Origin of the sequence: Bartonella vaga (assembly GCF_037070895.1) — a bacterium.
Classification (GTDB): domain Bacteria; phylum Pseudomonadota; class Alphaproteobacteria; order Rhizobiales; family Rhizobiaceae; genus Bartonella.
On the sequence record NZ_JAYMZK010000008.1, the window covers coordinates 1 to 25,298 of the forward strand.

A 25,298-nucleotide genomic window follows, 5' to 3' on the forward strand; every position below is an offset into this window, starting at 1 on the left:
ATACACAATATAGTAAAATTATTTTTATATAAAATAAAAATTTATATTAATAATATATAGTTATTATTAATATAGCTAAGTGTACATGTTTATTAATTTTACTATTTAAAATAGAAAATTATTTAAATTTATATCTAAAAAATTATATAAATATATATTTTGTTTTCTATTTGTTTCCTTTTTGATTGGAATATTCAATGCTAACATATAAACAATATGAGCTACTGTTGTTCATTCGCAATTATATGAAAGAAACTGGTATTCCTCCTTCCTTTGATGAAATGAGAATTGCATTAGAGCTTTCTTCAAAATCTGGTATTCATAGACTCATTGTAGCCTTAGAACAACGAGGTTTTATACGTCGTTTTCCAAATCGTGCTCGTGCATTTGAGGTAATTCGACTTCCCGATAAAATAACATTTGATCTTTCTTTAGCTCGTAAAATTTCTCCAAATATGATAGAGAAAAATGAAAGAAAATTATCAAAAAACTTTAGCAACTTTGGTAATTATGAGACGGAAGGGAAAGAAAATATTGTGATTCCTATTATGGGGCGCATTGCTGCGAGTGTGCCTATTTCCGCGATATTGCAACAAACAAATACGCTTTCTTTACCACAAGATATGATTACTTCTGGTGAACACTATGCTTTAGAAGTTAAAGATGATTCTATGATTGAAGCCGGTATTTTTAATAAAGATACTATAATTATAAAGCTTCAAAATACAGCAATGTCAGGTGAAATTATTATTGCATTCATTGATAAAGAAGAAGCAATGTTAAAACGTTATCGACGTAAAGGAGCCTCGATTGCATTAGAAGCTGCAAACCCTCACTATGAAACGCATATATATGGATCTGAGCGTGTACAGATACAAGGTAAAGTTATCGGACTTATTCGTAAATATTAAAAGATAAAAATATTTTCCTAAATATTATCCGAGAACCCATTAAAAAATTATTTGGTATTTTTTTGTATTGTGTCACAATCTTTGAGAAAAAACATATAAATATTATAAAAAAATAAATAACTTTAAAGTTATAAAGTTGCAGGATTTATCATGGCAGTACCCCGTATTAGTTTTGTTTCTCTCGGATGTCCCAAAGCATTGGTAGATTCTGAGCGAATTATTACAAGGCTCAGATCTGAAGGTTATGAAATTTCACATAAGCATCAAGGTGCTGATCTCGTTATTGTAAATACCTGCGGTTTTCTTGATTCTGCTCGAAATGAGTCGTTAGCTAATATTGATGAAGCCCTTAAAAAAAATGGAAAGGTTATTGTAACGGGATGTCTTGGTGCTGATCCTGATGTTATTCGTCAAGCCCATCCTAATGTGTTGGCTATTACAGGCCCACAAGCTTATGAAAGTGTTATACAAGCTGTTCATACAGCTATTCCTCCAGTTCATGATCCATTTATCAATTTAGTTCCTCCACAAGGTATTCGTTTAACACCTCGTCATTATGCTTATTTAAAAATTTCTGAAGGATGTTCTAATCGATGTAGTTTTTGTATTATCCCTACCCTACGTGGTAATCTTGTTTCACGTCCCATTGATGATGTTCTTCGCGAAGCTGAAAAACTTGTACAAGTCGGTGTAAAAGAACTTTTGGTTATCTCCCAAGATACGAGTGCTTATGGCATTGATATTAAATATCTTGAAAGTACTTGGAAAGACCGCATAGTAAAAACGAAATTTTTCGATCTTTGTCGCGAATTAGGAAATATGGGTATCTGGATACGCATGCATTATGTTTACCCTTATCCTCATGTCGATGAAATTATTGAACTTATGGCTGCAAGAAAAATTCTTCCTTATTTAGATATTCCTTTTCAACATGCATCACCAGCTGTTTTACGCAATATGAAACGTCCTGCATTTATGGAAAAAATAAACCGTCGAATTGAAAAATGGAGAGCAATATGTCCAGATCTTGTTTTACGCTCAACCTTTATCGTTGGTTTTCCAGGAGAAACAAATGAAGATTTCAACATACTTCTTGAATGGTTAAAGGAAGCAAAAATTGATCGTGCTGGCTGTTTTAAATATGAAGCAGTAAAAGGTGCTGTCGCAAATGATTTAGGCTTAGAAAATATTTCTGAAGAAGTAAAAGAAAACCGCTGGCATCGCTTTATGGAAACACAACAAAAAATCTCTACTCACCTTTTAAAGAGAAAAATCGGAAAAAGACTCCAAGTTCTGATTGATGAAAGTCAAGGAAAAGTCGCTAAAGGTCGTAGCCAATATGATGCGCCAGAAGTAGACGGTGTTATACATATATCGTCACGGCGCCCATTACGTGTGGGTGAATTTGTTACCGTAAAAATCGAAAAATCAGACGCTTACGATCTTTATGGTATCGCAGTTTAAGTTATAAAAAACTTAGGCTTATTTTTGATTAATACTTAATACTTATGATAAACTTTTGAAATTAAAATTTTTTTTATCAAGTAAGTGGCTTGGACGTATATTTGTCAGAGCGCGAATCATTGTGTCCTTACGTCCTGGCATCCTTTTTTCAATATCTTTTAGCATTTCTTTCATCGCATTGCGTTGTAAACCATCTTGACTGCCACAAAGATTGCAAGGAATGATAGGAAATTGCATTTCTTGAGAAAATTTTTCCATATCTTCCTCAGCAGCGTAAACAAGTGGACGCAAGACAAAAAGATCTCCTTCATCGTTTATAAGCTTTCCAGGCATGGCAGCTAGTCGGCCGCCATGAAATAAATTCATAAAAAATGTTTCTAAAACATCATCACGGTGATGTCCGAGCACTAATGCAGAGCATTTTTCTTCACGCGCGATACGATATAAATTACCACGTCGCAATCGAGAACAAAGCGAACAATATGTTTGTGTATGCGCTAATTTATCTGTAACGATAGAATAAGTATCCTGATATTCAATACGATATGGAATTTTATAAGACTTTAAAAAGTCCGGAAGAATGTTCTTTGGAAATCCTGGTTGTCCTTGATCAAGATTACAGGCTAGAATTTCAATAGGTAAAAGACCTCTCCATTTTAAATCAAGAAGAAGAGCTAGTAAGCCATAAGAATCTTTTCCGCCTGATAAAGCAATAAGCCATTTTTTTCCTGAAGAAAGCATAGAAAAATCATCTAACGCTTGCCGTATATGACGTAAAAGCCGTTTACGCAATTTGTTAAACTCTACAGTTGAAGGAGCATTTCTGAATATTGGATGACAATTATCAGTCTTCTCTACATTTTCTTCTACTGTTTGATATTCAATCGAAACACCATCCATAATATTATAATCCTGCATAATAAATAAGTTTGCTCTGCAAGAATAACAGAAACAAAAACAGACGTAACGCAGCTTAAATTAATGCTCTACTGATGTATTATAAATTGAGATACATAAAGAAATGGAGCTATACAAGCTACATTGCCATAATTATATAACAACAAACTTGATATAGCACCATTCACAAAAACCGTTGGTTAGCTTCAAAGACCGTAAAGTAACACAATATATTTTTGAATATATAACAAAATTAAGAGAGTAATGCTCCTTGCGGAGAATTTAACGAGAATAAAACTCAACAACTAAACTGGGTTCCATTTGCACAGCATAAGGAACGTCTGCAAAAGCAGGAACACGAGTAAATGTTGCTTTCATTTGATTATGATCTGCTTCAATATATTCAGGCACATCACGCTCTGCTAACTGTACAGATTCCAATACCAAAACAAGCTGTTTTGACTTTTCACGAACCTCAATAATATCACCTGGCTTACAACGATAAGATTGAATATTGGTACGTCGACCATTTACATTGATATGACCATGATTAATAAATTGGCGAGAAGCAAAAATCGTAGGCACAAATTTTGCACGGTAGACAACAGCATCCAAGCGCGATTCTAAGAGACCAATAAGATTTTCACCAGTATCACCGCGTCGACGAGCAGCTTCTTCGTAAGTTTTACGAAATTGCTTTTCCGAAATATCACCGTAAAATCCTTTTAATTTCTGCTTAGCACGCAATTGTACACCATAATCAGAAAGTTTTCCTTTGCGGCGCTGCCCGTGCTGGCCTGGACCATAATCACGACGATTAACAGGAGATTTTGGGCGACCCCAAATATTCTCTCCCATACGGCGGTCAATTTTATATTTTGTTGTTTCGCGTTTACTCATCGCATTTCCTTTAAAATAAAAAAGAGATCCCATAATGAGACTTCAAGGAAACGCACCCTCCTCTGCCTTCAAATACAAAGACTGACAGAATACCTCAACACATCAAACATGCCAAGTCATTCACGGGACACGTTAATTAATGAAATTTTCTCGAAAGAAAAAACCAAAGCAGCTTTATTGGTCTTACTCCAAAAAGTCAACACCTTTCATAACATTTAAGCTAAATCCTTTTAATAAGCGCTCTGTTGAAGAAGTTATATTTTGCGATGTAAACAATGCAAAGTTTTTATACTTCTTTATATTTGGGGAATACAATCTTTCCTGTAATAATGATTTTATATGTTTGGCCACAGCTTTTGCTGGATCAATCCATTCAACTGGCCATAAAGCTTGTTCATAAAAAAAGTCAATCAAAAAAGGGTAATGTGTACAAGCTAAAACAATAATATCAGTACATTTTCCATTTTCTTCAACAAAGCATGGAAGGATTTCCTGACGTAATTCACTTAAATTTATAGGTTTTCCACGTAGGTAATCTTCAGCAAATCCAGCAAGTTTTTCACTTCCGACAAGCTTAACGTGACACTGGGCAGCAAAAGAATTGATTAATTTATGTGTATAAGTACGCTTCACTGTTCCAGGAGTAGCTAGCACTGAAATAAAACCAGTTTTTGTTCGTTCGGCTGCTGTTTTAATTGCAGGAACCGTGCCTACAAAAAGAATCTGAGGAAATTTCTGTCGTAAATCTGCCATCATCAATGTAGAAACAGTATTGCAAGCAATTACACATAAACTAGGATTATAGAGCTTTAAAAGATTTGTAAAAAGCTTTAAAATGCGGTTTTTTAGAGTGTTTTCTTCCCAATTTCCATAAGGAAATCCCGCATCGTCGGCAACATAAATGAATTGCGTTTCAGGAATAAGAGCGCGTACTTCCCTCAACACTGTTAAACCACCAATACCACTGTCGAAAAAAAGAATAGGTCGTTCATCCATTGGTTTGCACACTCATTTTTAATTTTTACGTTCAAGATTTAGTTGTGCATTGCTTCCCCTTGGAAACTTTGGAGAAAAATGATCCAATGAAGAGATAATTCCACGTAGCAAATGAACTTCAGATTCACTAAAATTAGCACGTGTAAAAACAGAATATAGATTTGCAAGCATCACTTCTTTGCGTTCTCGCGGTCTAAAATATCCGCGAACATCGAGAGCTTTTTCTAATTGAGACAAAAAACCGTGCAGCATTGCTTTATTTGCTGGCTCCATCTTTACTGCACGAAAAGCCGTATCACTTACATCCTCCAAACCTGATTTCATCCATTCGTAAGACATAAGTAAAACTGCTTGCGCAATATTGAGTGACGCAAAAGCAGGATTAACTGGAAAAGTAATAATTTCATCAACTAGGCTGATTTCATCATTTTCTAATCCCCATCTCTCCCTTCCAAATAAAATACCTGTTCTATGTCCAATATTCTCACGCTGGCGCAACATTCCTGCTGCTTCAACTGCACTTTTTACAGTTTTAAAACCACATCTTTCACGTGCTGTTGTAGCAAAAACATAATGCAAATCTGCAATTGCATCACGCAATGTGTCAAAAATTACTGTGTCGTTAATGACATGATCTGCTTTACTTGCTGAGGCTCTAGCTTTTTCATTTGGAAATTTTTCTCGGGGTTTAACTAACCGAAGCTTAGAGAGTCCAAAATTTGCCATTGCCCTTGCTACCATACCAATATTTTCAGGAAGCTGCGGTTCAACTAAAATAATAATTGGACCATTTGTTAAATTTTTACGATTTTTATTGGTTCCAGCCATCGATCTTACCTAATTCCAATACGTTATGTTCTTACAGCTGATTTTTTTGATCACAAAGTATAAAAGTATAATAGCTTACGGTCGAATATTATTTTTACATTCACAATTTATTATTAATTATTATGGAGTAATAATTAATAATAAATTGTGAAAATAAAAACAAACTTTTGTTATTAGGTCTTGGACAATTATATTAGTTTCCTTAATATTTTTTAGATTAACAGGGCATTATTTAATATGCTATAACATTTACAGACCACAGTCTAAGTTGAATTATAAAATTAAGCATTCTAAGAAAGAGACATGCTCTTTATTCCTAAACTTTTTCCTGCAAAACTTATCCGTCGTTATAAACGTTTTCTTGCTGATGTTAAATGGGATGATCAACACGTCTGCACTGTATCAGTCCCTAATACAGGCTCGATGTTTGGATTAACAATTCCCGGATCCAATATCTGGCTTTCATACAACAGTAACTCTAAGCGAAAATATGAATATCGATTAGAAATTGTCGAGGCAAATAATACTTTGGTTGGCATCAATACGGCTTTACCAAACAAACTTGCGTTAGAAGCAATTCACAATGGGTTATTACCGGAATTAAATGGTTACAAAACAATTTTACCGGAACAGCGTTACGGTACACAATCACGAATTGATTTTCTCTTGCGTGATGGTATCACCCCTGACTGTTATTTAGAGGTTAAGAATGTGCATTGTATTCGTCAAAAAGGATTAGCAGAATTTCCTGATACCGTAACAAAACGTGGCGCACGCCATCTTGAAGAACTCATAAAAGTTGTGCAACAAGGAAAAAGAGCTGCTATGCTTTACGTGATTCAACGAGAAGATTGCTCTGCTTTTAAAATTTGCTATGACCTTGATCCAATCTATGGACGTAAATTCGATTTAGCACTAAAATCAGGGGTAGAGTTTTATGCTGTAAAATGTCACGTAAGTGCAGAAGGTATTTTTCCGATTCACCGAGTGAAAATAGAAAGCAGAAAAAGCAATGACTGATTATATTGAATATAATAAAACATCCTTAAAATCTAACGGACAAATTCGCATTTTTGATGAGCACGCTTTTTCTAAAATGCGCGAAGTTGGCCGCATTGCTGCGGAATGCCTCGATGCACTTACAGATATTATTAAGCCTAGCATCACTACACAGGAAATTGATGATTTTGTGTTTACTTTTGCTGCAGAGCGAGGAGCTCTTCCCGCTGACCTTAATTATCATGGATACAGTCATTCATGTTGTACTTCTATCAATCATGTTGTTTGTCATGGCATACCTAATAAAAGATTTTTGCAAGAAGGTGACATTATTAATGTTGATGTGACCTTTATTCTCGATGGTTGGCATGGAGATTCAAGCCGTATGTATCCTGTTGGAAAAATCAAACGGGCTGCGGAACGTCTGCTAAAAATAACACATGAAAGTCTCATGAGAGGAATCGCCGTAGTAAAACCTGGAGCAACTACAGGTGATATTGGGGCAGCCATTCAAAATTATGCGGAATCCGAACGGTGCTCTATTGTGAGAGATTTTTGCGGACATGGTATCGGTCAGCTTTTTCATGATGCGCCCAATATTTTACATTACGGAAAACCTGGAGAAGGAGTAGAATTAAAACAAGGTATGATGTTTACAATTGAACCTATGATCAACCTTGGAAAACCACAGGTTAAGATTTTATCTGATGGCTGGACTGCGGTTACACGCGATCGGTCTCTTACTGCACAATACGAACATACAATTGGTGTAACAAATGATGGATGCGAAATTTTTACAGCATCTCCTGAAAATATTTTCTATATTCCAAATTCATACGCCTGAAAAATAAATGTAGAAATGTTGTGGCTGAAAAATGAATAAAAAGGGAGATAACAACGATTTTTCATTGGCATCAAGTTCTCCACTTAATCCAAGACAAAAAAAATCACAGACACATAAGCATTACCAAGGGCATCGTGAACGTCTCCGTAAACGCTATTTAAACTCAAAAGGGAATGCAATTGAAGACTACGAATATCTTGAATTGTTGCTTTTTCGCACTATTCCTCGGGCAAATACAAAACCAATAGCAAAAAATTTGATAGCACGTTTTGGCTCATTATCTGAGGTATTGGGCGCGGATATTCATCGACTTCAAGAAATTAAAGGATGCGGTCCAGTAACTGCCACTGACTTAAAAATTATTTCAGGTGTTGCTGGGCGTCTTGCTCGTGCAGAATTATTTAAACGTGATATTTTTTCATCATGGGATAAAGTTTTAGCTTATTGTAAAGCTACCATGGCTCACGAAACACGCGAACAATTCCGTATCTTATTTCTTGATAAGAAAAATGGTTTACTTGCTGATGAAGTGCAACAAACTGGAACCATTGATCACACTCCTGTCTACCCGCGAGAAATAATATCTCGAGCTTTGGAATTATCCGCATCAGGACTTATCTTAGTGCACAACCACCCCTCTGGAGATGCTACACCTTCTGAAGCAGATATAACAATGACGTATAGAGTAAAAGATGCAGCAAATGCGTTGGGTATTGCAGTTCATGATCATCTTATCATTGCTCGAAACACACACACAAGCTTCAAAGCATCAAAACTCATATGAATCTTATTGAATGAAGAACGATTTCATTCAATAAGATTCATAAAAACTAGCTTTCTAAATCAATGTCTAATATAGCCATTGAGAAATTGTATGATAGTTCATCTTCATCTTCATCGCGATAGATAACACCTAAAAATTCATCTCCAATATAAACTTCACAAGAATCTTCCTTTTTTGGGCGTGCTTTTACTTGCAATGTTGAATTTTGAAATGTGTTTTTAAAATAATTATCAAGTTTTTTTATTTCATTATCATTCACCATGCTCTCCTATATTTTAAAACGCTGCCATTTAAAATTTACTTTAAAAATAAAGCAATTATAGTATTATCTAAATGTATAAAAATATTATTATAAATTTTCGCTTATATTTAATATATTTTAAATATCATTATTTTTACACATATGTTGAAGAAATTTTACTAAAAGTAACTATCATTTTTAAATATATACGTATATATTTAAAAGTAAAAAATGCTTTAAAATTTTTTTAACATCTGCGCTTACAAACATATTCTGACGAAACATTGATCAATCATTTATAATTTTTTCTTTCTTGTAAAAAGTGAACTTTTATAAAATAAAAACAGTTTCATTTTTGACAGTTATTTTGTTTACTAAAATTCCTATTGCGTAAATAGAAAATAATTTTCTTTAATTAATTCATACTATATTTAAGCTAAAAAAAGGAAATTATATTTTTATACAAACATATAAACTAAGCTCACTAACATTTATTACTACTTCTCCCAATTTTTTATAACAATTTACACAAAAAGCTTTACTTATGAATAAGCTTCTCAAATTGTTTCAAATAAAAAATATCAAATATTTTCTTAAGCTCTAAAATGTATGGAATAATGCTCATATAATGGGATAACGAGAAAGAAAATTGATAACGCCTTTTTTATAGAGCCTATCTCCTACAGCGAGCATATGATCTCTACCAGGAATTGATAAAGCTTCACCACAAGGTAACAAAGCTGCTAACGGTTCTGCTTCACCGCCAATTTCATCTAATGAACCAACAGCCACAAGTGCAGGTTGTTTAATTTTGTAAATTTCAGATGCTGTTAAATCTTTTTTTGATGTGATAATACAAGCAGCGAGAGCACGTCTATCGCTTTTAGTTCGATCTGCAAATTGACGAAACATCAAACCACGCGGATTGGTAATAGTCGAAATGTCATCTGCTAAAAGAGCTTCAGCGATGGGTTCCCAATTTCCTGCTCCTGTTACCATACCAATACCTAAACCACCAAAAATAACGCTGTGCACATATGTTGGATGTAAAAGAGCCATAAATGCACTAATTCTGGCACCCATAGAATAGCCCATAACATGTGCTTTAGATAATCCTAAATGCTGCAACAATCTCACTGCGTCATAAGCCATGGCTTGGGGTGTATAAAAAGAAGTATCATAGCTTTTCACTGAGTCTCCATGTCCACGATTATCAATAGCAATGACACGATATCCAGCCTCAGTGAGGGTACGAAACCAGCTAGTTGCGTACCAATTTACACGTGCAGAAGATGCAAAACCATGAATTAATAAAATAGGTACCCCCTGCCCTTCTTCTCGATAAGCAAACCGTAAACCGTTGTATTCAAAAAAACGAATATCTTCTGCTATCATTTTTTATCACCTTTGCATTTTCTAAAAATAGCAGGATAAGTAATCCACTGTCCCTTCAGTATTTGTTTTTTAGAAATTTCACAAGAATAAACCTCAAATTCAAAAATTGCGGATATTCCTGATAAAATAGCACCCGTTGAAAATGAGAAAGTTTTTTTTAAAATCGACACGATAATTCCCCCAGCATTTTTTTTAAACATAGCTAAGGATAAAAGTGTATTTACCATCTACATAAAAAAATTGCCCATTCTTTAATTTATTACTTCTTTGATTTCTAAAAAGTATGACACGATTACGTAAAAAGTTAATGTGCTTCACTAAACAATTCACTGCTTGAAACTGTAGAAAAATTATACCTCCTCCGTAAAAAACCATCCCGGCATTGTTTGTATTTAAAAAAAAGATGCCAAGGAGCTCTAGCATTCTTTGCCACAGTTACATTCATTTTTAACATAAACAGAGTGTAGCAGAATAGTTTTTCCTCTGTACCAAATGTTTTGAACACTCTTATCTTTTACAAGCACATCTTTAGCTTTGTTGCAAAAATAAAAGGCACTTGAATTCCAAAAACAGGAAAGAATAAAACAGTCACTTCAATTATTGTGCTCAATGTAACATTAGTAATCTGTTTCATTGTATTCACATATATGGTTTCTTGCAGAGATGGCAGCATTATTGCTATTTTTACTTAATTTTATATTATAGTAATCTCCTTAAAATAAAGGAACCATGTAACTCTAATAGTAAAACTCAATGCGTAGCAAATGGAACGCCTATGTCAGGATAAATTTCTGCTGTCATCAAACCTTTTTCCCCTTTGCCAAAACGCACAAGAACAACTTGCCCAGAACGAAGCTCTGCTAGACCAAAACGGCGTAACGTTTCCATATGAACAAAAATATCTTCTGTTCCCTGCCCACGGCTAAGAAAACCAAATCCTTTATCGCGATTAAACCATTTTACAATTGCGCGCTCTAAACCGCTTTCTGGAGTAACAGTAAAATGAGTACGAGCTGGAGTTTCTAACGGATGAACCGCTGAAGAACAATCTATGGATTTCACCTGAACGCACTTCAACCCTCGTTCAGTTTTTTCCACGGTACAGATAACCTTAGCACCCTCCAAAGCGGTTTGGAAACCATCTTTTCGCATTACCGTAATATGCAACAATATATCGGGAAAATTAGGCAAATCAGGTACAATAAACCCGTACCCCTTACTACCATCAAACCACTTAATGACACCACTGATTTCAATAATTTCACCACAAGCACCTATACTTTCCTCAGATGGGGAACAATCCTTTAATGCGTTCTTAGTCGTCATAATAAAATGTGATCCTGTAGCTCTAAATTGTACAATATTGATTCTCTACGTTAAGTAAACATTGCTCTTGCATCAACACGCAAGCCCCAAGATTAAGATTTCCCCATATTGTCGTATCTCTTAATGTTAATATCGATACGAATATTTAGAAATCCTGCATATCTTACAATTGATACCTTTACAAAGATAATGCAAAAGGTTTTTTACACACTGATATTTTTGTTAATGTGTAACTTGCATGATGAAAAAGTTCAAGATAAAGTGTAAAGATTACAATGAGATTTGAGGAAAGTGCGCAATGCAATTAAAAAAAATTCTTACTATAGTCATGGTTGTCATGGCACTTGTAACAAATGTCTATGCGAGTGAACCTATCAAAATTGGTGTTTATCTTCCGTTAAGCGGTCAAAATGCATTTGGAGGCCAGCTTGAAATTAAAGGTGTAGAGTTAGCGCATAAAAAAATCCCAGAAATATTGGGACGTAAAGTGGAACTTGTTATTATTGATAATAAATCTGATAAGGTAGAAGCTGCTAATGCTGTTATGCGTTTAATTGCAAGCGAAAAAGTTAATGGAATTATTGGTAGTTATGGCTCTTCACTTTCATTGGCTGGTGGAGAAATATCTGAAAAAGGAAAGACTCCCACTATTGCAACTTCCTCAACAAACCCACTTGTTACACAGGGTAGAAAATATTACTTTCGTGCTTGCTTTACAGATTTCAACCAAGGTATAGGAATCGCAACTTACGTGAGTGAGACTTTACACGCGAAAAAGGCAGTTATTCTTAAAGATATATCAAGCGATTACGCAATTGGTCTTGCAAATTATTTTACGCGTGCTTTTAAAAAATTAGGTGGTGAAATCATCTCAAATTTAAATTATAATTCCGGAGATCAGGATTTTTCAGCTGTTCTTACACAAATTGTAGCACAAAAACCTGATATCTTGTTTATTCCTTCGTACTTTTCTGAAGGTGCCATAATCATGAAACAAGCGCGTGAGTTAGGTGCAAAGTTTCAAATTATGGGTGGAGATGCTATGGACAATCCGGAAACTCTGACAATTGCAGGAAAAGCTGCGGAAGGATTTTTACATACAACACTTCCTTACAGTGAAGATATGCCTAATATGTCAGTATCTGCACAAGAATTTACAAATGAATGGAGAGCGGCTTATCCTGATAAAGAGCCAAATATAAATTCGGTTTTGGGATACACGAGCTACATGATGTTTATGAAAGCTATTGAAAATGCTGGAAGTTCTGATCGTGAAAAAATTACTCTCGCACTCAGCAAATTAAAAGATTTTCAAACTCCTTTTGGTAATATATCTATGGACGAAAATCATAATCCTCAAATCTCTATTGGCATAATTGAAATAAAAGGTGGAAAACGTGTTTATTTGGATGAAGTAAAACTTGCTTTTTAAAAAATTAGAAATTTTTCTGCTATAAAATACAAGTTAGTCGAGGATTTTTTCAACAAAAATTTAAACGCTTCTTATTTACCTTGATTAATTAACAAATGTGGGAGGATGAGAGATGAGCATTGAACTGTTCATCCAGTATTTTTTTAATGCACTGACATTGGGATCTCTTTATGGGCTTATCGCTATTGGTTACACCATGGTCTATGGTATACTGAGATTCATTAATTTTGCTCATGGTGATATCTTTATGCTGGGGGCGTATTTTGTTTTCTTTTCAACAATTAGCTTTATGCCAGCTTGGGTTGCTATTCTTCTCGTCTTATTGGCTTTGCTCATTTATTACTCTGTGTTTATTGGGTTCAAAAAATTCCCATCCATTTATTGGGTCGCTGCTTTTTTTATCCTCGCTTTAGGATTCATTTACTATTTTAAAGTTTCTCCGCAAAATTTTACCCCAATTTGGGTCTTGGCTCTTTGTTTTTCCATTTTTATCACAAGTGCAGTAGGTATTACTATTGATCAATTTGCTTATAAGCCTCTGCGCAATGCTCCACGTATTTCAGCACTTATCGGTGCAATAGGAGTTTCCTTTTTTATTGAAAATCTTGCTACTGTACTCTTTAGCGGTGTTCCGAAAGGTGTAAAACAACCAGATTTTCTTGTAGTCCCATTTCTATGGCAGATAAAATCAGGGGCTTCTGGAATCGTTAGAATTGCTCCTATGTCTTTGATCGTTCCTGTTGTTTCTTTTGTTCTCATTGTTTTACTGCTATGGATTATCCGTAAAACAAAGCCTGGTCTTGCTATGCGTGCAATATCATATGAGATTGAAACAACGCGTTTGATGGGTGTTTCTGTCGATAAAATTATTGCGTTTACATTTGGCATAGGCTCAGGACTTGCTGCTATCGCAGGCATTATGTGGTCTCTACGCTATCCTCAAATTCAGCCTTATATGGGCGTTCTTCCTGGACTAAAAGCATTTATCGCTGCTGTGGTTGGAGGTATTGGCTCAATTATTGGAGCAATGTTAGGAGGATTGTTATTAGGATTCATCGAAATCATGATTATAGCATTTTTTCCCGCGGTATCTGGGTATCGAGATGCCTTCGCGTTTGTTTTATTGATTCTGATTTTGTTAGCAATGCCCTCTGGATTAATGGGCAAAAAAAATCAGGAGAAAATCTAATGGTAAAGTTAACAACGACTTTTTTATCGTGTATCAGTATTTTGATTTTCGTCTGTTTTTTATTCTATGTTGATAGGCATTTTAATGACTACACAATTCGTATTATTAATCTGATTGCTATTAATGCGATATTAGCGATTTCGCTTAATTTAATTTATGGTTTTACAGGTATGTTTTCTCTTGGACATTCTGGATTTATGGCCATTGGTGCTTATGTATGCGCAATTTTACTTCTTTCTCCTGAACAGAAAGAAATGATGTGGATTCTTGAACCTATAGCTGAGCCATTACATTATCTGCAACTACCTTTTTTTGTGGCCGTTTTTATAAGTGGTTTATGTGCAGCCGTTGTAGGTTTATTTATTGCTCTCCCTATATTGCGTCTTGGTGGTGATTATCTTGGAATTGCAACATTGGGTTTTGCAGAAATTATTCGCATTGTTATTACGAATGCAACATCTTTCACAAATGGATCTTTAGGAATCAAGGGGATACCTCAAAATGCTACATTATGGTGGAATTATGGTTGGTTAGCATTTACAGTGATATTTATTACCCTCTTACTGCAAAGCAATACCGGTAACGTATTGCGTGCTATTCGTGATGACGAAATTGCCGCAAAAACAATGGGAGTTAATGCTTTTTTCTACCGTAGCATGTCCTTTACTGTTGGTGCATTTTTTGCAGGTGTAGGAGGAGCTTTGATGGCTGCTCTTATTTCAACTATAGATCCAAAAATGTTCAACTTTCTTCTCACTTTTAATATTTTGATGATTGTTGTTGCTGGTGGTCTTGGTTCAATTACAGGTAGTATTATAGGTAGTATGACTATTACGATCATGCTTGAATGGCTTCGCATTATTGAAAGTCCGTTTGCCTTAGGTTCTATACATATTCCAGGGATACCAGGGCTTCGTATGGTAGTGTTTTCTCTTCTATTACTAATGATTATCTTATTTTGGAGAAAAGGATTGTTAGGACAACGCGAATTTTCATGGAATGCAATTTATAACTTTTTGATACGTAAAAAAATTTCTAATACTGAGGGAAAACCATGAGCGACATCATTCTTTCACTCAATGAGATTGTGATGCGTTTTGGCGGATTAATTGCTGTAAACAATATTAATATGGCAATCAAGCGAGGAACAATTACTGGATTGATTGGTCCGAATGGTGCTGGAAAAACAACTATTTTTAATATGGTTTCTGGATTTTACGCTCCTACAAGTGGAACAATTCTTTTTGATGAGCAAAAAATTTCTGGATTGCCTCCTTATATTATTTGTAGACGTCATATCGCACGGACATTTCAAAATATTCGCCTTTTTTCGGGGCTAACAGTTTTGCAAAATGTTATGGTGGGAGCTCACATCCGAGAAAAGTATCCTTGGTTTTCTTCCGCTTTGTTTTTTCCAAAAGCAATGAAAGAAAAAAGTGAAGTCCGTAAAAGTTCAATAGAACTTCTTGAACGATTACAACTTGATCATCTTTCTAATCAATCAGCAATGGCTTTGCCATATGGTGTACAACGACGTCTAGAAATTGCGCGCGCGCTAGCAACAAAACCAAAATTACTACTTTTGGATGAACCTGCTGCTGGCATGAACCCACAAGAAAGTGAAGATCTTAGAACATTTATAATGAAAGTGCAAAAAGACTTTGATCTTACGATTCTACTTATAGAACATGATATGAAAGTTGTTATGGGGCTTTGCCAATATCTTTGGGTAATGGAATATGGCTGTTGCATTGCCAATGGCACACCAGATGAAATTCGTAACAACCCTAAAGTTATTGAAGCTTATCTAGGCGGAGATGTTTATGGATATTCTTAAAATAAAAAATCTTCACGTTCATTACGGCGCCATTAAGGCCATCCAAGATCTTTCTATGTCTATTAAAAAGGGAAGTATAGTAACTTTAGTTGGTGCTAATGGAGCAGGAAAAACCAGCATTGTACGCTCTATTACAGGCCTTAATCGATCTGTTTATGGAGAGATTACATATAAAAACGAATCAATCATTAAAAAATCACCAGAAAAAATTTTGCGGTTAGGGATTGCTTTAAGTCCTGAAGGACGGCGTATTATGCCTCATCTCACTGTTTTAGAGAATCTACATTTGGGCGCTTATATCCGTCATGATAAAGCTGGAATTTCTCGCGATATCGAATGGATATTTGATCTCTTTCCACGATTACGTGAAAGAGCAAAACAGTTGGGAGGAACAATGTCAGGTGGTGAACAACAAATGCTTGCTGTAGGTCGCGCGCTCATGAGTAATCCTGACATGATAATATTAGATGAACCTTCTCTGGGTTTAGCGCCGCTTCTTGTAAAGGAAATTTTTTCGATTATCCGAAAAATTAATGATATGGGAAAGACTGTACTTCTCATTGAACAAAATGCGTTTGCAGCGCTTTCTATTGCTGATTATGCTTATATTCTAGAGGTAGGCCGTATTTTATTTCATGGTGAAGGCAAAACTATGCTTTCTGATCCACGTGTTAAAGAAGCATATTTAGGCGGATAAAAAATAAAAATTTTTAAAAGATAAATAATTAATTCCCTGGAGCATCTCGTCGTTTTCCTAGAGATGCCTTTGCATTATCATGTCCACCATTTTTCAGCGCTAAAGGTTCCAGCCGCTTGTTCTATAATATATGCTATTTGAAAAATGACTTCTTCAAAAAAAGGTTTACCAATCAATTGCAATCCTAATGGTAAACCATTTGATGAGAGACCGGCGGGAATGGAAATTCCTGGTAATCCAGCCATATTAACTGGCACAGTAAAAATATCATTAAGATACATTGCCACAGTATCATTTTTTATTTTTTTATCAGCAATGCTAAAAGCTGGTGTTGGTGTTGCAGGCGTAAGAATTGCATCAAAGCCAGAAGCAAAACATGTATCAAAATCGTGTTTTACTAATGTTCGTATTTTTTGAGCTTTAAGATAATAGGCATTATAATAACCGGATGAAAGGACATAAGTACCAATCAATATACGACGTTTGACTTCATCACCAAAACCAGTCGAACGAGTATTTTCATACATTTCAATAATATCTTTTCCTGGTATACGGAGACCAAAACGAACACCATCATAACGTGCTAAATTAGAAGATGCTTCTGCAGGAGCAATAATATAATAAGCAGGCAACGCATATTTTGTATGGGGTAATGATATATCACTTATTTCAGCACCTGCCTCTTTTAGCCAGCTCATCCCTTTTTTCCAAAGGGAAATAATTTCAGGAGACATTCCCTCAAGATAGTATTCTTTCGGAATACCAATTTTCATTCCTTTTATTGATTTGCCAATATAACTTTCATAATCAGGAACTGGTAAATTAACTGAAGTGGCATCTTTTTCATCAAAAGAAGCCATTGATTTCAGTAAAATAGCACAATCACGAACATCTCGCCCAATAGGTCCAGCCTGATCAAGTGATGAAGCAAAAGCTACAGTTCCCCAACGTGAACAACGTCCATAAGTTGGTTTAATTCCTACCGTTCCAGTGAATGTTGCTGGCTGACGTATTGAACCACCTGTATCTGTCGCTGTTGCACCCGCACAAAGTCGTGCCGCAACAGCGGCTGCAGAACCACCTGAAGAACCACCTGGTACAAGCTTTTCGTTAGAGTCTTTTTTCCTCCACGGATTAATAACTGGACCATAATATGATGTTTCATTGGAGGATCCCATCGCAAACTCATCCATATTAAGCTTACCTAACATAACAGCTCCATCTTTCCACAAATTAGCTGTTACTGTTGATTCATAGCGCGGTTTAAAACCATCAAGGATATGTGAACAGGCTTGAGTATGAACACCGTATGTTGCAAAAAGATCTTTAATGCCTAGCGGAATTCCTTCTAAGATACCACCCTGCCCTCTAGCTAGGCGATTATCTGATTCCGTAGCCATTTTTCTTGCTTGCTCTGCTGTTATTGCTACATAAGCGTTCAAAGTTGGATTAGCCAATTCAATCGCTTGTAAATAAGCTTGTGTTAATTCAGTCGCTTTGAACTCTTTTTTTATTAGAGCGTCGCGGGCCTGTGCAATCGTTAAGGTCGTTAAATCGGTCATATTGGTTCTCAAGTTTTTTAAATAGAGGAAAGTTACTCGATGACTTTTGAAACAAGAAAAAAATTCTCTTCCGTGACAGGTGCATTTGCTACAATGTCCACTGCTTTATTACCATCTGTGATACTATCTTCACGCATTTGTAATGTCATTGGTATCACTGACGTTAATGGTTCAACGCTACTAACATCAACTTCATTCAGCTGTTCCACAAACCCTAGAATAACATTGAGTTCTTTTGTTACACGTTCCATTTCATCGTTTTGGACAGCAATACGTGCCAAACATGCTATACGCTTGACTGTTTCTTGATCAACAGACATACTATGCCTTTCTGCTTTTCTATTTTGATATTCATTTACTGGCTATAGGTTTTGTTTGCAAGTACAAGAATCTTGGTAGCACGAATAAAGAATATCAGGATAAATCTGAAATACTAAAAAGACTTAAATTGTAAACCATATGGCTATTATTAATATCAATGAAGTTATTACACATCTTTTGCCTGGGAAAACAATAGCAGGTTTAGATTTGGGCAAAAAAACTATCGGAATTGCGATTTCTGATATTGGTCTAACTTTTTCAAATCCGCGTCCTGTGCTTCAACGAAAAAAATTTATGCAAGATGCTCACGCACTTGTAAAAATTTTTAATTATGAAAATGTTGGAGTTGTTATCATTGGCTTACCTCTTAACATGAATGGAAGTAGCGGTTCTCGTGCTCAGGCAACAAGAACTTTTGTGAGCAATATGAAAGCACATACAGAAATTCCATTTGTTTTTTGGGACGAACGCTTATCAACTGTTGCTGCAGAACGCTCTCTTTGCGAAATGGATGTATCGCGTGCAAAAAGAGCAGCCCGCATTGATTCGGCTGCTGCTGCTTTTATATTGCAAGGTGCTCTCAATAGAATTCAAATCCTTCATCATATGGAAGGATAAAGAACATTTAATAGATGTCCTGCATTATAGCGTGCAATTAGCATTCCGTAAGAAGATCTCCATTGTCCTCCAAGACGGCTTTCCATATAGGCGTTGGCAACATGTTCTATATCTGTAAAGCGTAACGATGCAGCTGCAGCTGCATACGCCACTTGTTCAACAAAAAATCTCCCTGCTCCTTCATTTGCTGATGCCATATCTACAGCAGATTTTATAATTTCAATTGCTCGTGGTCCTGCTGGTCCAATATCAATAGCGATTTTTTCTAACAATTTTTGGAATAATCCTGGTGCTTTTTCGGCGATAAGAATTGCATCCTTTACTAATTGATTAGAAGAATTATTTCTCACAATTCGTGCAGGGCTATTACACAACATTTGTGATAGCGGATTACCTTCTAAAAAGCTTTCGATACCAAGCTGAGCAACAATTTCTCCAATAATAGGAATGACTAATTGGCTTACGTGATAAGCAATAATGGGCGTCATGATTCGTGCAAAAGCTGCTTCAGAACGGTCATTTGCAGCGTTGTCAAAGGCTCTGGCTAAACGCAAAACCAAAGCTTGTGCGGCAGCAATATCCAGTGCAATATCTGCAAAAATACGTTCTGTCAGTGCCGGTAATGGTTGATCTGGTATTTTTTTTCGAAAAAAGTCTATGCCAGATTGAAGTGCAGCTCGCAGTACACCTGTTGATATTACAGATTGATCAAAACGCATCATTGTTTCGATATCCTTAATTACTTTACCTCCCTCTCCTATATTACCCAAAAGCCAACCATAACTACCCTGAAAATCAACAACGCCTTCTGGTGTTGAAAATTCTCCGGAACGTTGCACTAAGTTACGAATCGATATGGTACCATTTAATGCACCATTTTCTTGTATGCGTGGAACTAAAAAGCAGCTTAAATGGCCATCTAAATCTGCACTAACAAGATATCCATCCACTATAGGATTAATAACGTTTGTTTTTACAACATTTAAGCGATACAAATCACGTCCCATTTTTTCATCAAAAGAAACTTTTTTAACACGTGGAAAGCTTAAAGAGTATTTTTCTTGTTTTTCAGCATCATCAAAAGCACATGTAATCGCAGCCGCTTTTTTTCTATTAACAGGCTTTGATGATAAATCATATTGGCGTGATAAAAGTGCATTTTGCCATTTTTTGAATAGTTCAGCATCACTAATTAAGACTGCAATAGCTGCACTTGTTATAATAACCTCATTTAAAGGCCCTGTATCCAGACTAGCAGATAAGGCTAAGCGAATAGCGCGAGCTTGATAGCGTACTCCGTTTTCTGTGGTTGTATTTTCCCAAAGAGAAGTAACCAAACCAGTTTGTCTAAAATATTTTTGAAGAGTTTGATAAGAAGAGTGTATTTCTAACTGTTCTGTTGGTTTTCCCCATTCATCATTATAGCGCAATACCGGTCGATAACGATTCGCTAAAGAGGATAGCTCCTGTGCTTCATGACTTACCACAAAATCTCCTATTTCTTCAAAGCTTGTTAATAAAAATTTAGGCAAAATAGAGGCAATACGGAACATAAGCGTATCACTAAGAAATGCATTTTTTCGGCGAGTATTTTGCGCAGACACAGCACTCATAGGCATATTCCTATTATTTATTCAATTAATTCACATCGTAGACTATTTGTCTTTTTGAGGTTACAAAACATTTATTATATTCGAATAAATGTATGTTTCACTTGTTAAAGAGAGATAAAAAAGAATGCTATGACTCAAAACACTTTTCCCCCTTTTTTTCCCCACAAACATCTTTTAGGTATTAAAGGTCTGAGTAGGCAAGACCTTATCACGTTGCTTGACCGAGCAGATGCGAATATTATCTTCTCTAAAGAAACTGATATAAAAAAATATCCATTGCGTGGATGCACCCAAATTAATCTCTTCTTTGAAGCTTCCACACGAACACAATCTTCTTTTGAATTAGCCGGAAAACGTTTAGGAGCAGATGTGATGAGTGTAGCTATTGACAATTCATCGGTAAAAAAAGGGGAAACCTTAATTGATACGGCTACAACCCTCAATGCAATGAAACCAGATATACTTGTTGTTCGCCATAGTAGTGCTGGAGCAGTTTCTTTGTTAGCGCAAAAAGTAGATTGTTGTGTCATCAATGCAGGTGATGGTGCCCACGAACATCCAACACAGGCTTTATTAGACGCTTTAACCATTAAAAGAACCAAGGGTCGCATTGAAGGATTAACTGTTGCAATTTGCGGAGATATCTTGCATTCACGCGTCGCTCGTTCCAATATCCTTAGTTTAAATGCTTTTGGAGCGCGTGTCCGGGTGGTTGCTCCCTCAACCCTTTTACCCGCAGGAATCTCAGATATGGGTGTTGAGGTTTTCAATGCGATGAAAGAAGGTCTTAAAGGTGTTGATGTCATCATGATGCTGCGTTTACAACATGAACGTATGACGGGTTCCTTTATTCCCTCTGTTCGTGAATATTTTCGTTATTTCGGTTTACATAAAGAAACTTTAGCTTACGCAAAAAGCGATTGCATTATTCTGCATCCTGGCCCAATAAACCGTGGTGTGGAAATTGCATCTGATATCGCAGATGGACCTCAAAGCATGATTCATACGCAAGTAGAGCTGGGAATCGCTATGCGTATGGCTGTCATAGAGGCGTTATTGGATTCACGCCTTAAGTCCTGTGGAGAAAAAAAATGACAAAGCCAATGTTTTTTCAAAACGCTCGTATTGTTGATCCTTCGCGTGCAATTGATGAAATTGGCACGGTTGTTATCGAAAATGGGCTGATTAAGGCTGCTGGGAAAGAGGCACTCAATCAGGGGACTCCTGAAGAAGCAGAGATTATTAATGCAGAAAATAAAGCAATTCTTCCTGGGCTTGTTGACGCTCGCGTCTTTATTGGAGAGCTAGGAGGCGAATATCATAAAACAATCGCTTCAATCAGTAAATCTGCTGCTGCTGGTGGTATTACTTCTCTCCTTATGATGCCAGATATGAATCCAGTCATAGATAACGTAGCGCTTGTTAGATTTATTATCTGCGCAGCACAAGAAGCATCATTGGTAAATATTTATCCTGTTGCTGCGATCACTCAAGGTTTTCACGGACAAAAAATAGCTGAATTTGGTTTGTTAAAGGATGCTGGAGCAGTTGCATTCAGTGAGGGGAGAAAAACACTTCAAAGCTCATCTGTTATGCGACGTGCAATGACTTATGCACGCGATTTTGATGTTACATTGATGCATGAAACACAGGACAATGATTTAACAAAACAAGGCGTTATGAATGAAGGATTGCTAGCAAGTTGGCTTGGTCTTTCCGGAATCCCCAGTGAAGCAGAAATCATAGCTCTCGAAAGGGATTTGCGCTTAGCGGCATTAACGCAAACGCGCTATCATGCTGCACAAATATCGACAAGCATGTCTGCTGATGCTATTCGTTTAGGTAAGCAACGTAATGCGAAAATTTCAGCTGGTGTATCTATTAATCATTTGTCTCTTAATCAAAATGATATTGGTGAATATCATGCCTTTTTCCGTTTGATTCCTCCCCTACGTGCAGAGGAAGATCGTATAGCAATGATTGAAGCAATAAAAGATGGAACAATAGATATTATTGTTTCTTCCCATGATCCCCAAAATATTGATACAAAATGTTTACCATTTAGTGACGCAACTTCAGGTGCTATTGGTGTAGAAACTTTGTTGGCTGCTGCTTTACGTCTTTATCATAATGAAAATTTACCACTGCTAAGGTTAGCTGAAGTTTTGTCAACGACACCTGCAAAACTCTTTGGAATCGATGCGGGAACCCTCAAACAAGGTGCTGATGCAGACTTTATTTTGGTTGATCTTGATGAATCATGGGTAGTCTCTGCAGAGAAACTGTATTCACGTTCAAAAAACACACCTTTTCAGAATACACTCTTTCAAGGGCGTGTTCTTCAAACCTTTGTTAAAGGACAATCAATTTTTAAATTTGATCAATAAACGCAATGAGGCTTTAATGAATGAATTAAAAACACTTTTCCAGTTCTATACATGCCTTATCTTCCTGATATCATATCTCATGGGATCTATTCCATTTGGGCTTGTTTTTACACGATTGGGAAAACTTGGTGATGTAAGGAAAATTGGTTCTGGAAATATTGGCGCTACAAACGTTTTACGAACAGGCAGTAAAAAATTGGCTGCCCTTACTCTTCTGTGTGATGTGTTGAAAGGAACCGTTACAGTTCTTATTGTAAAAAATTTAAGTTATTCTGTAGAAAATAATATCATTATTATTTTAGCTGGTTTTTTTGCTTTTTTAGGACATCTTTTTCCAATATGGCTTAAATTTAAAGGTGGCAAGGGCGTTGCTACTTATCTTGGTGTGTGCTTAGGATATTGCTGGCCAGTCGCAATTTTTTTCATAGTCGTATGGGTAGCGTTTTTTTTAATCACACGCTACTCTTCATTATCTGCACTTGTTGCTGTTATTTCGACTCCAATGTTCATTTATTTTTTTTACCCTTACCTTTATGCTTATTATATTCTGCTTACGATGAGCATTTTTGTGATTATAAAACATTATTCAAATATAGGTAGATTATTGATTGGGAAAGAAAAAAAAGTTGGCATTCAAAATGGAAATGAATAAAGGAATTTTGCTCACTGATAGTCAACGTATAAGTTGGTTACGATTGATGCGCAGTGAAAATATTGGGGCAGTTAGTTTTCGCAATTTAATTGATCATTATAAAACGGCAGAAAATGCTCTGGATGCGCTTTCCGATCTTAACAGAAAGGGCGGTCTTTCTACATCTATCCGGATAACAACATTAGAAGATGCTGAAAAAGAAATACAAGAAGCTGAAAAATTAGGCATTCGGTTTGTCGGTATGGGAGAACCAGATTATCCTGCTTTTCTTAAGGTCACAGAAGCATCACCACCGCTTATTGCTATAAAAGGAAAATGCTCTGTTTTTCAAAAACCTTCTATTGGAATTGTGGGTTCTCGAAATGCTTCAGCAGCAGGCAAAAAATTAACTGCTCAATTTGCTCATTCTCTTGGAGATGCTGGTTTTACAATTATTTCCGGATTAGCACGTGGAATTGATAGCGTTGCTCACCAAGCGAGTTTGCAAACAGGTACAGTCGCAGTTATGGCCGGTGGAATTAATTATATCTATCCTCCTGAAAATAAGAAATTGTACGAGGAAATTATCGCCAACGATGGAGCAATTATCAGTGAAATGCCTATTTCTTGGAGGCCACGCGCTATTGATTTCCCGAGAAGAAATCGTATCATTGCAGGCTTATCACTTGCCCTCTTAGTTGTAGAAGCTGCTCTACGATCAGGGTCCTTAATTACTGCACGTCAAGCTACTGAAATGGGGCGATTGGTTTTTGCTATTCCTGGCTCCCCACTTGATCCAAGATCCATTGGCACAAATAACCTAATCAAGGATGGAGCCTCACTAACTACGCACCCTTCAGACATTATAGAAACGCTGACACCGCTAACTCAAACACCTACCAATTCACAGCTCAACCTCTTTGAGGAACCGATCTCTCTCCCGCTTGAAAAAGACACTTTTAATTCTTACGAAAAAAATGTTCCCCCCCATCCTATTAGAGACGATGCAGAATGTGTAGCTGTCCTCTCCGCTCTTTCAACAACTCCAATCGATTTAGACACACTTAGAGCCTCCTCAGGAGTCCCACTACCAAACCTCTACCTCTTGTTGGTGGAACTCGAACTTGCTGGAAAGCTTATTCGACACTCTGGTGGTTATGTGTCATTGTCGAGTTTGGATCTTCCCCAAGAGCCTCAGCACTATTAATAATGCTTTGCCCTTCTTTTGCAACCATGTCCAAAAGCAATGCTAAAAGTGGGCTATGCGCTTGACGTGCCATTTGATTCATCTGTTTTGACATATCTGTAATATATTGGATAACTTTTAAATGATTTATGAACATAATCCTCTATCCTTGAGCATTTCCCTTCCTACTTCTCAATAGACGTTGTCTTAGTATTTCGCCGTATGTTTTTGTATTAACAG

General features: G+C 36.2%; 26 protein-coding genes and 1 pseudogene. 15 read left to right on the plus strand and 12 right to left on the minus strand.

Annotated elements, in window-relative coordinates; genetic code table 11:
- Positions 1 to 197 precede the first annotated feature (197 nt).
- Entirely contained in the window at positions 198 to 911 is a 714-nt protein-coding gene (gene lexA, locus WCP76_RS05370) for a transcriptional repressor LexA (RefSeq protein ID WP_336294660.1), read from the plus strand.
- Positions 912 to 1,061: 150 nt separating this feature from the next.
- Positions 1,062 to 2,375 carry a 30S ribosomal protein S12 methylthiotransferase RimO gene (gene rimO / locus WCP76_RS05375; protein WP_336294661.1) on the plus strand — a complete coding sequence of 438 codons (1,314 nt, stop codon included), beginning with the start codon at positions 1,062 to 1,064 and terminating at the stop codon, positions 2,373 to 2,375.
- Between the two features lie 42 nt (positions 2,376 to 2,417).
- Here the strand turns inward: rimO and ttcA are convergent, their stop codons facing one another.
- From ttcA to WCP76_RS05395, 4 genes and pseudogenes are all read right to left on the minus strand, one after another.
- Complete coding sequence (ttcA, locus tag WCP76_RS05380; protein ID WP_336294662.1) at positions 2,418 to 3,275, minus strand: tRNA 2-thiocytidine(32) synthetase TtcA; 858 nt, start codon at positions 3,273 to 3,275, stop codon at positions 2,418 to 2,420.
- 279 nt (positions 3,276 to 3,554) lie between these two features.
- A complete protein-coding gene (rpsD, locus tag WCP76_RS05385) occupies positions 3,555 to 4,172 on the minus strand; it encodes a 30S ribosomal protein S4 (protein ID WP_336294663.1) in 618 nt (205 codons plus the stop codon).
- 183 nt (positions 4,173 to 4,355) lie between these two features.
- On the minus strand, positions 4,356 to 5,168 hold the full coding sequence (murI, locus tag WCP76_RS05390; protein WP_336294664.1) for a glutamate racemase: 813 nt from the start codon (positions 5,166 to 5,168) through the stop codon (positions 4,356 to 4,358).
- A pseudogene (locus WCP76_RS05395) lies at positions 5,161 to 5,996 on the minus strand (RNA methyltransferase). The gene murI and the pseudogene WCP76_RS05395 overlap by 8 nt, the downstream one beginning before the upstream one ends.
- Positions 5,997 to 6,299: 303 nt before the next feature.
- On the opposite strand from WCP76_RS05395, the gene sfsA reads away from it, so the two are divergent.
- The 3 genes from sfsA to radC are packed head-to-tail and all read left to right on the plus strand — an operon-like array spanning position 6,300 to position 8,623.
- Complete coding sequence (sfsA, locus tag WCP76_RS05400) at positions 6,300 to 7,016, plus strand: DNA/RNA nuclease SfsA (RefSeq protein WP_336294665.1); 717 nt, start codon at positions 6,300 to 6,302, stop codon at positions 7,014 to 7,016.
- Positions 7,009 to 7,839, plus strand: coding sequence for a type I methionyl aminopeptidase (map, locus tag WCP76_RS05405; protein ID WP_336294666.1), 831 nt, complete (start codon positions 7,009 to 7,011; stop codon positions 7,837 to 7,839). The genes sfsA and map overlap by 8 nt, the downstream gene beginning before the upstream one ends.
- Before the next feature lie 31 nt (positions 7,840 to 7,870).
- Positions 7,871 to 8,623 carry a RadC family protein gene (radC, locus tag WCP76_RS05410; RefSeq protein WP_336294667.1) on the plus strand — a complete coding sequence of 251 codons (753 nt, stop codon included), beginning with the start codon at positions 7,871 to 7,873 and terminating at the stop codon, positions 8,621 to 8,623.
- A gap of 46 nt (positions 8,624 to 8,669) precedes the next feature.
- On the opposite strand, the gene WCP76_RS05415 is transcribed toward radC, so the two are convergent.
- The 4 genes from WCP76_RS05415 to WCP76_RS05430 all read right to left on the minus strand — a co-directional run bounded on the left by WCP76_RS05415 (position 8,670) and on the right by WCP76_RS05430 (position 11,585).
- A complete protein-coding gene (locus WCP76_RS05415; protein ID WP_336294709.1) occupies positions 8,670 to 8,882 on the minus strand; it encodes a DUF3126 family protein in 213 nt (70 codons plus the stop codon).
- A 603-nt stretch (positions 8,883 to 9,485) separates the two neighbouring features.
- Entirely contained in the window at positions 9,486 to 10,259 is a 774-nt protein-coding gene (locus tag WCP76_RS05420; RefSeq protein ID WP_336294668.1) for an alpha/beta fold hydrolase, read from the minus strand.
- Positions 10,256 to 10,429 carry a hypothetical protein gene (locus WCP76_RS05425; RefSeq protein WP_336294669.1) on the minus strand — a complete coding sequence of 58 codons (174 nt, stop codon included), beginning with the start codon at positions 10,427 to 10,429 and terminating at the stop codon, positions 10,256 to 10,258. The genes WCP76_RS05420 and WCP76_RS05425 overlap by 4 nt, the downstream gene beginning before the upstream one ends.
- A 580-nt stretch (positions 10,430 to 11,009) precedes the next feature.
- Positions 11,010 to 11,585 carry a cold-shock protein gene (locus WCP76_RS05430; protein ID WP_336294670.1) on the minus strand — a complete coding sequence of 192 codons (576 nt, stop codon included), beginning with the start codon at positions 11,583 to 11,585 and terminating at the stop codon, positions 11,010 to 11,012.
- Positions 11,586 to 11,883: 298 nt separating this feature from the next.
- Here WCP76_RS05430 and WCP76_RS05435 point away from each other — a divergent pair, with 298 nt between their 5' ends.
- From WCP76_RS05435 to WCP76_RS05455, 5 genes are all read left to right on the plus strand, one after another.
- Entirely contained in the window at positions 11,884 to 13,017 is a 1,134-nt protein-coding gene (locus WCP76_RS05435) for an ABC transporter substrate-binding protein (protein ID WP_336294671.1), read from the plus strand.
- 112 nt (positions 13,018 to 13,129) lie between these two features.
- The gene (locus WCP76_RS05440; RefSeq protein WP_336294672.1) at positions 13,130 to 14,206 is read left to right on the plus strand and encodes a branched-chain amino acid ABC transporter permease; all 1,077 of its coding nucleotides are present in this window, start codon (positions 13,130 to 13,132) and stop codon (positions 14,204 to 14,206) included.
- Positions 14,206 to 15,264 carry a branched-chain amino acid ABC transporter permease gene (locus WCP76_RS05445; protein WP_336294673.1) on the plus strand — a complete coding sequence of 353 codons (1,059 nt, stop codon included), beginning with the start codon at positions 14,206 to 14,208 and terminating at the stop codon, positions 15,262 to 15,264. Before WCP76_RS05440 ends, WCP76_RS05445 begins: the two co-directional genes overlap by 1 nt.
- Entirely contained in the window at positions 15,261 to 16,043 is a 783-nt protein-coding gene (locus tag WCP76_RS05450; protein ID WP_336294674.1) for an ABC transporter ATP-binding protein, read from the plus strand. The genes WCP76_RS05445 and WCP76_RS05450 overlap by 4 nt, the downstream gene beginning before the upstream one ends.
- Entirely contained in the window at positions 16,030 to 16,740 is a 711-nt protein-coding gene (locus WCP76_RS05455; RefSeq protein WP_336294675.1) for an ABC transporter ATP-binding protein, read from the plus strand. Before WCP76_RS05450 ends, WCP76_RS05455 begins: the two co-directional genes overlap by 14 nt.
- 77 nt (positions 16,741 to 16,817) lie before the next feature.
- On the opposite strand, the gene gatA is transcribed toward WCP76_RS05455, so the two are convergent.
- Positions 16,818 to 18,302, minus strand: coding sequence for an Asp-tRNA(Asn)/Glu-tRNA(Gln) amidotransferase subunit GatA (gatA, locus tag WCP76_RS05460; protein ID WP_336294676.1), 1,485 nt, complete (start codon positions 18,300 to 18,302; stop codon positions 16,818 to 16,820).
- 32 nt (positions 18,303 to 18,334) lie between these two features.
- Entirely contained in the window at positions 18,335 to 18,622 is a 288-nt protein-coding gene (gatC, locus tag WCP76_RS05465; protein ID WP_336294677.1) for an Asp-tRNA(Asn)/Glu-tRNA(Gln) amidotransferase subunit GatC, read from the minus strand.
- Positions 18,623 to 18,761: 139 nt separating this feature from the next.
- Here gatC and ruvX point away from each other — a divergent pair, with 139 nt between their 5' ends.
- Complete coding sequence (gene ruvX, locus WCP76_RS05470; RefSeq protein ID WP_336294678.1) at positions 18,762 to 19,241, plus strand: Holliday junction resolvase RuvX; 480 nt, start codon at positions 18,762 to 18,764, stop codon at positions 19,239 to 19,241.
- On the opposite strand, the gene WCP76_RS05475 is transcribed toward ruvX, so the two are convergent.
- The gene (locus WCP76_RS05475) at positions 19,226 to 20,854 is read right to left on the minus strand and encodes an acyl-CoA dehydrogenase family protein (protein ID WP_336294679.1); all 1,629 of its coding nucleotides are present in this window, start codon (positions 20,852 to 20,854) and stop codon (positions 19,226 to 19,228) included. The two genes, ruvX and WCP76_RS05475, sit on opposite strands and share 16 nt — an antisense overlap.
- 129 nt (positions 20,855 to 20,983) lie before the next feature.
- Between WCP76_RS05475 and WCP76_RS05480 the strand changes: the two genes are divergently transcribed.
- The 4 genes from WCP76_RS05480 to dprA are packed head-to-tail and all read left to right on the plus strand — an operon-like array spanning position 20,984 to position 25,079.
- Complete coding sequence (locus WCP76_RS05480) at positions 20,984 to 21,949, plus strand: aspartate carbamoyltransferase catalytic subunit (protein ID WP_336294680.1); 966 nt, start codon at positions 20,984 to 20,986, stop codon at positions 21,947 to 21,949.
- Positions 21,946 to 23,241 (plus strand): dihydroorotase, encoded by a 1,296-nt coding sequence (locus tag WCP76_RS05485; RefSeq protein ID WP_336294681.1) that lies wholly within the window; start codon positions 21,946 to 21,948, stop codon positions 23,239 to 23,241. The genes WCP76_RS05480 and WCP76_RS05485 overlap by 4 nt, the downstream gene beginning before the upstream one ends.
- Before the next feature lie 16 nt (positions 23,242 to 23,257).
- Complete coding sequence (plsY, locus tag WCP76_RS05490) at positions 23,258 to 23,893, plus strand: glycerol-3-phosphate 1-O-acyltransferase PlsY (RefSeq protein ID WP_336294682.1); 636 nt, start codon at positions 23,258 to 23,260, stop codon at positions 23,891 to 23,893.
- Positions 23,880 to 25,079: a DNA-processing protein DprA gene (gene dprA, locus WCP76_RS05495; protein WP_336294683.1), complete on the plus strand. Its 1,200-nt coding sequence runs from the start codon at positions 23,880 to 23,882 to the stop codon at positions 25,077 to 25,079. Before plsY ends, dprA begins: the two co-directional genes overlap by 14 nt.
- On the opposite strand, the gene WCP76_RS05500 is transcribed toward dprA, so the two are convergent.
- On the minus strand, positions 25,009 to 25,215 hold the full coding sequence (locus WCP76_RS05500; protein ID WP_269031120.1) for a hypothetical protein: 207 nt from the start codon (positions 25,213 to 25,215) through the stop codon (positions 25,009 to 25,011). The two genes, dprA and WCP76_RS05500, sit on opposite strands and share 71 nt — an antisense overlap.
- Positions 25,216 to 25,298 lie beyond the last annotated feature (83 nt).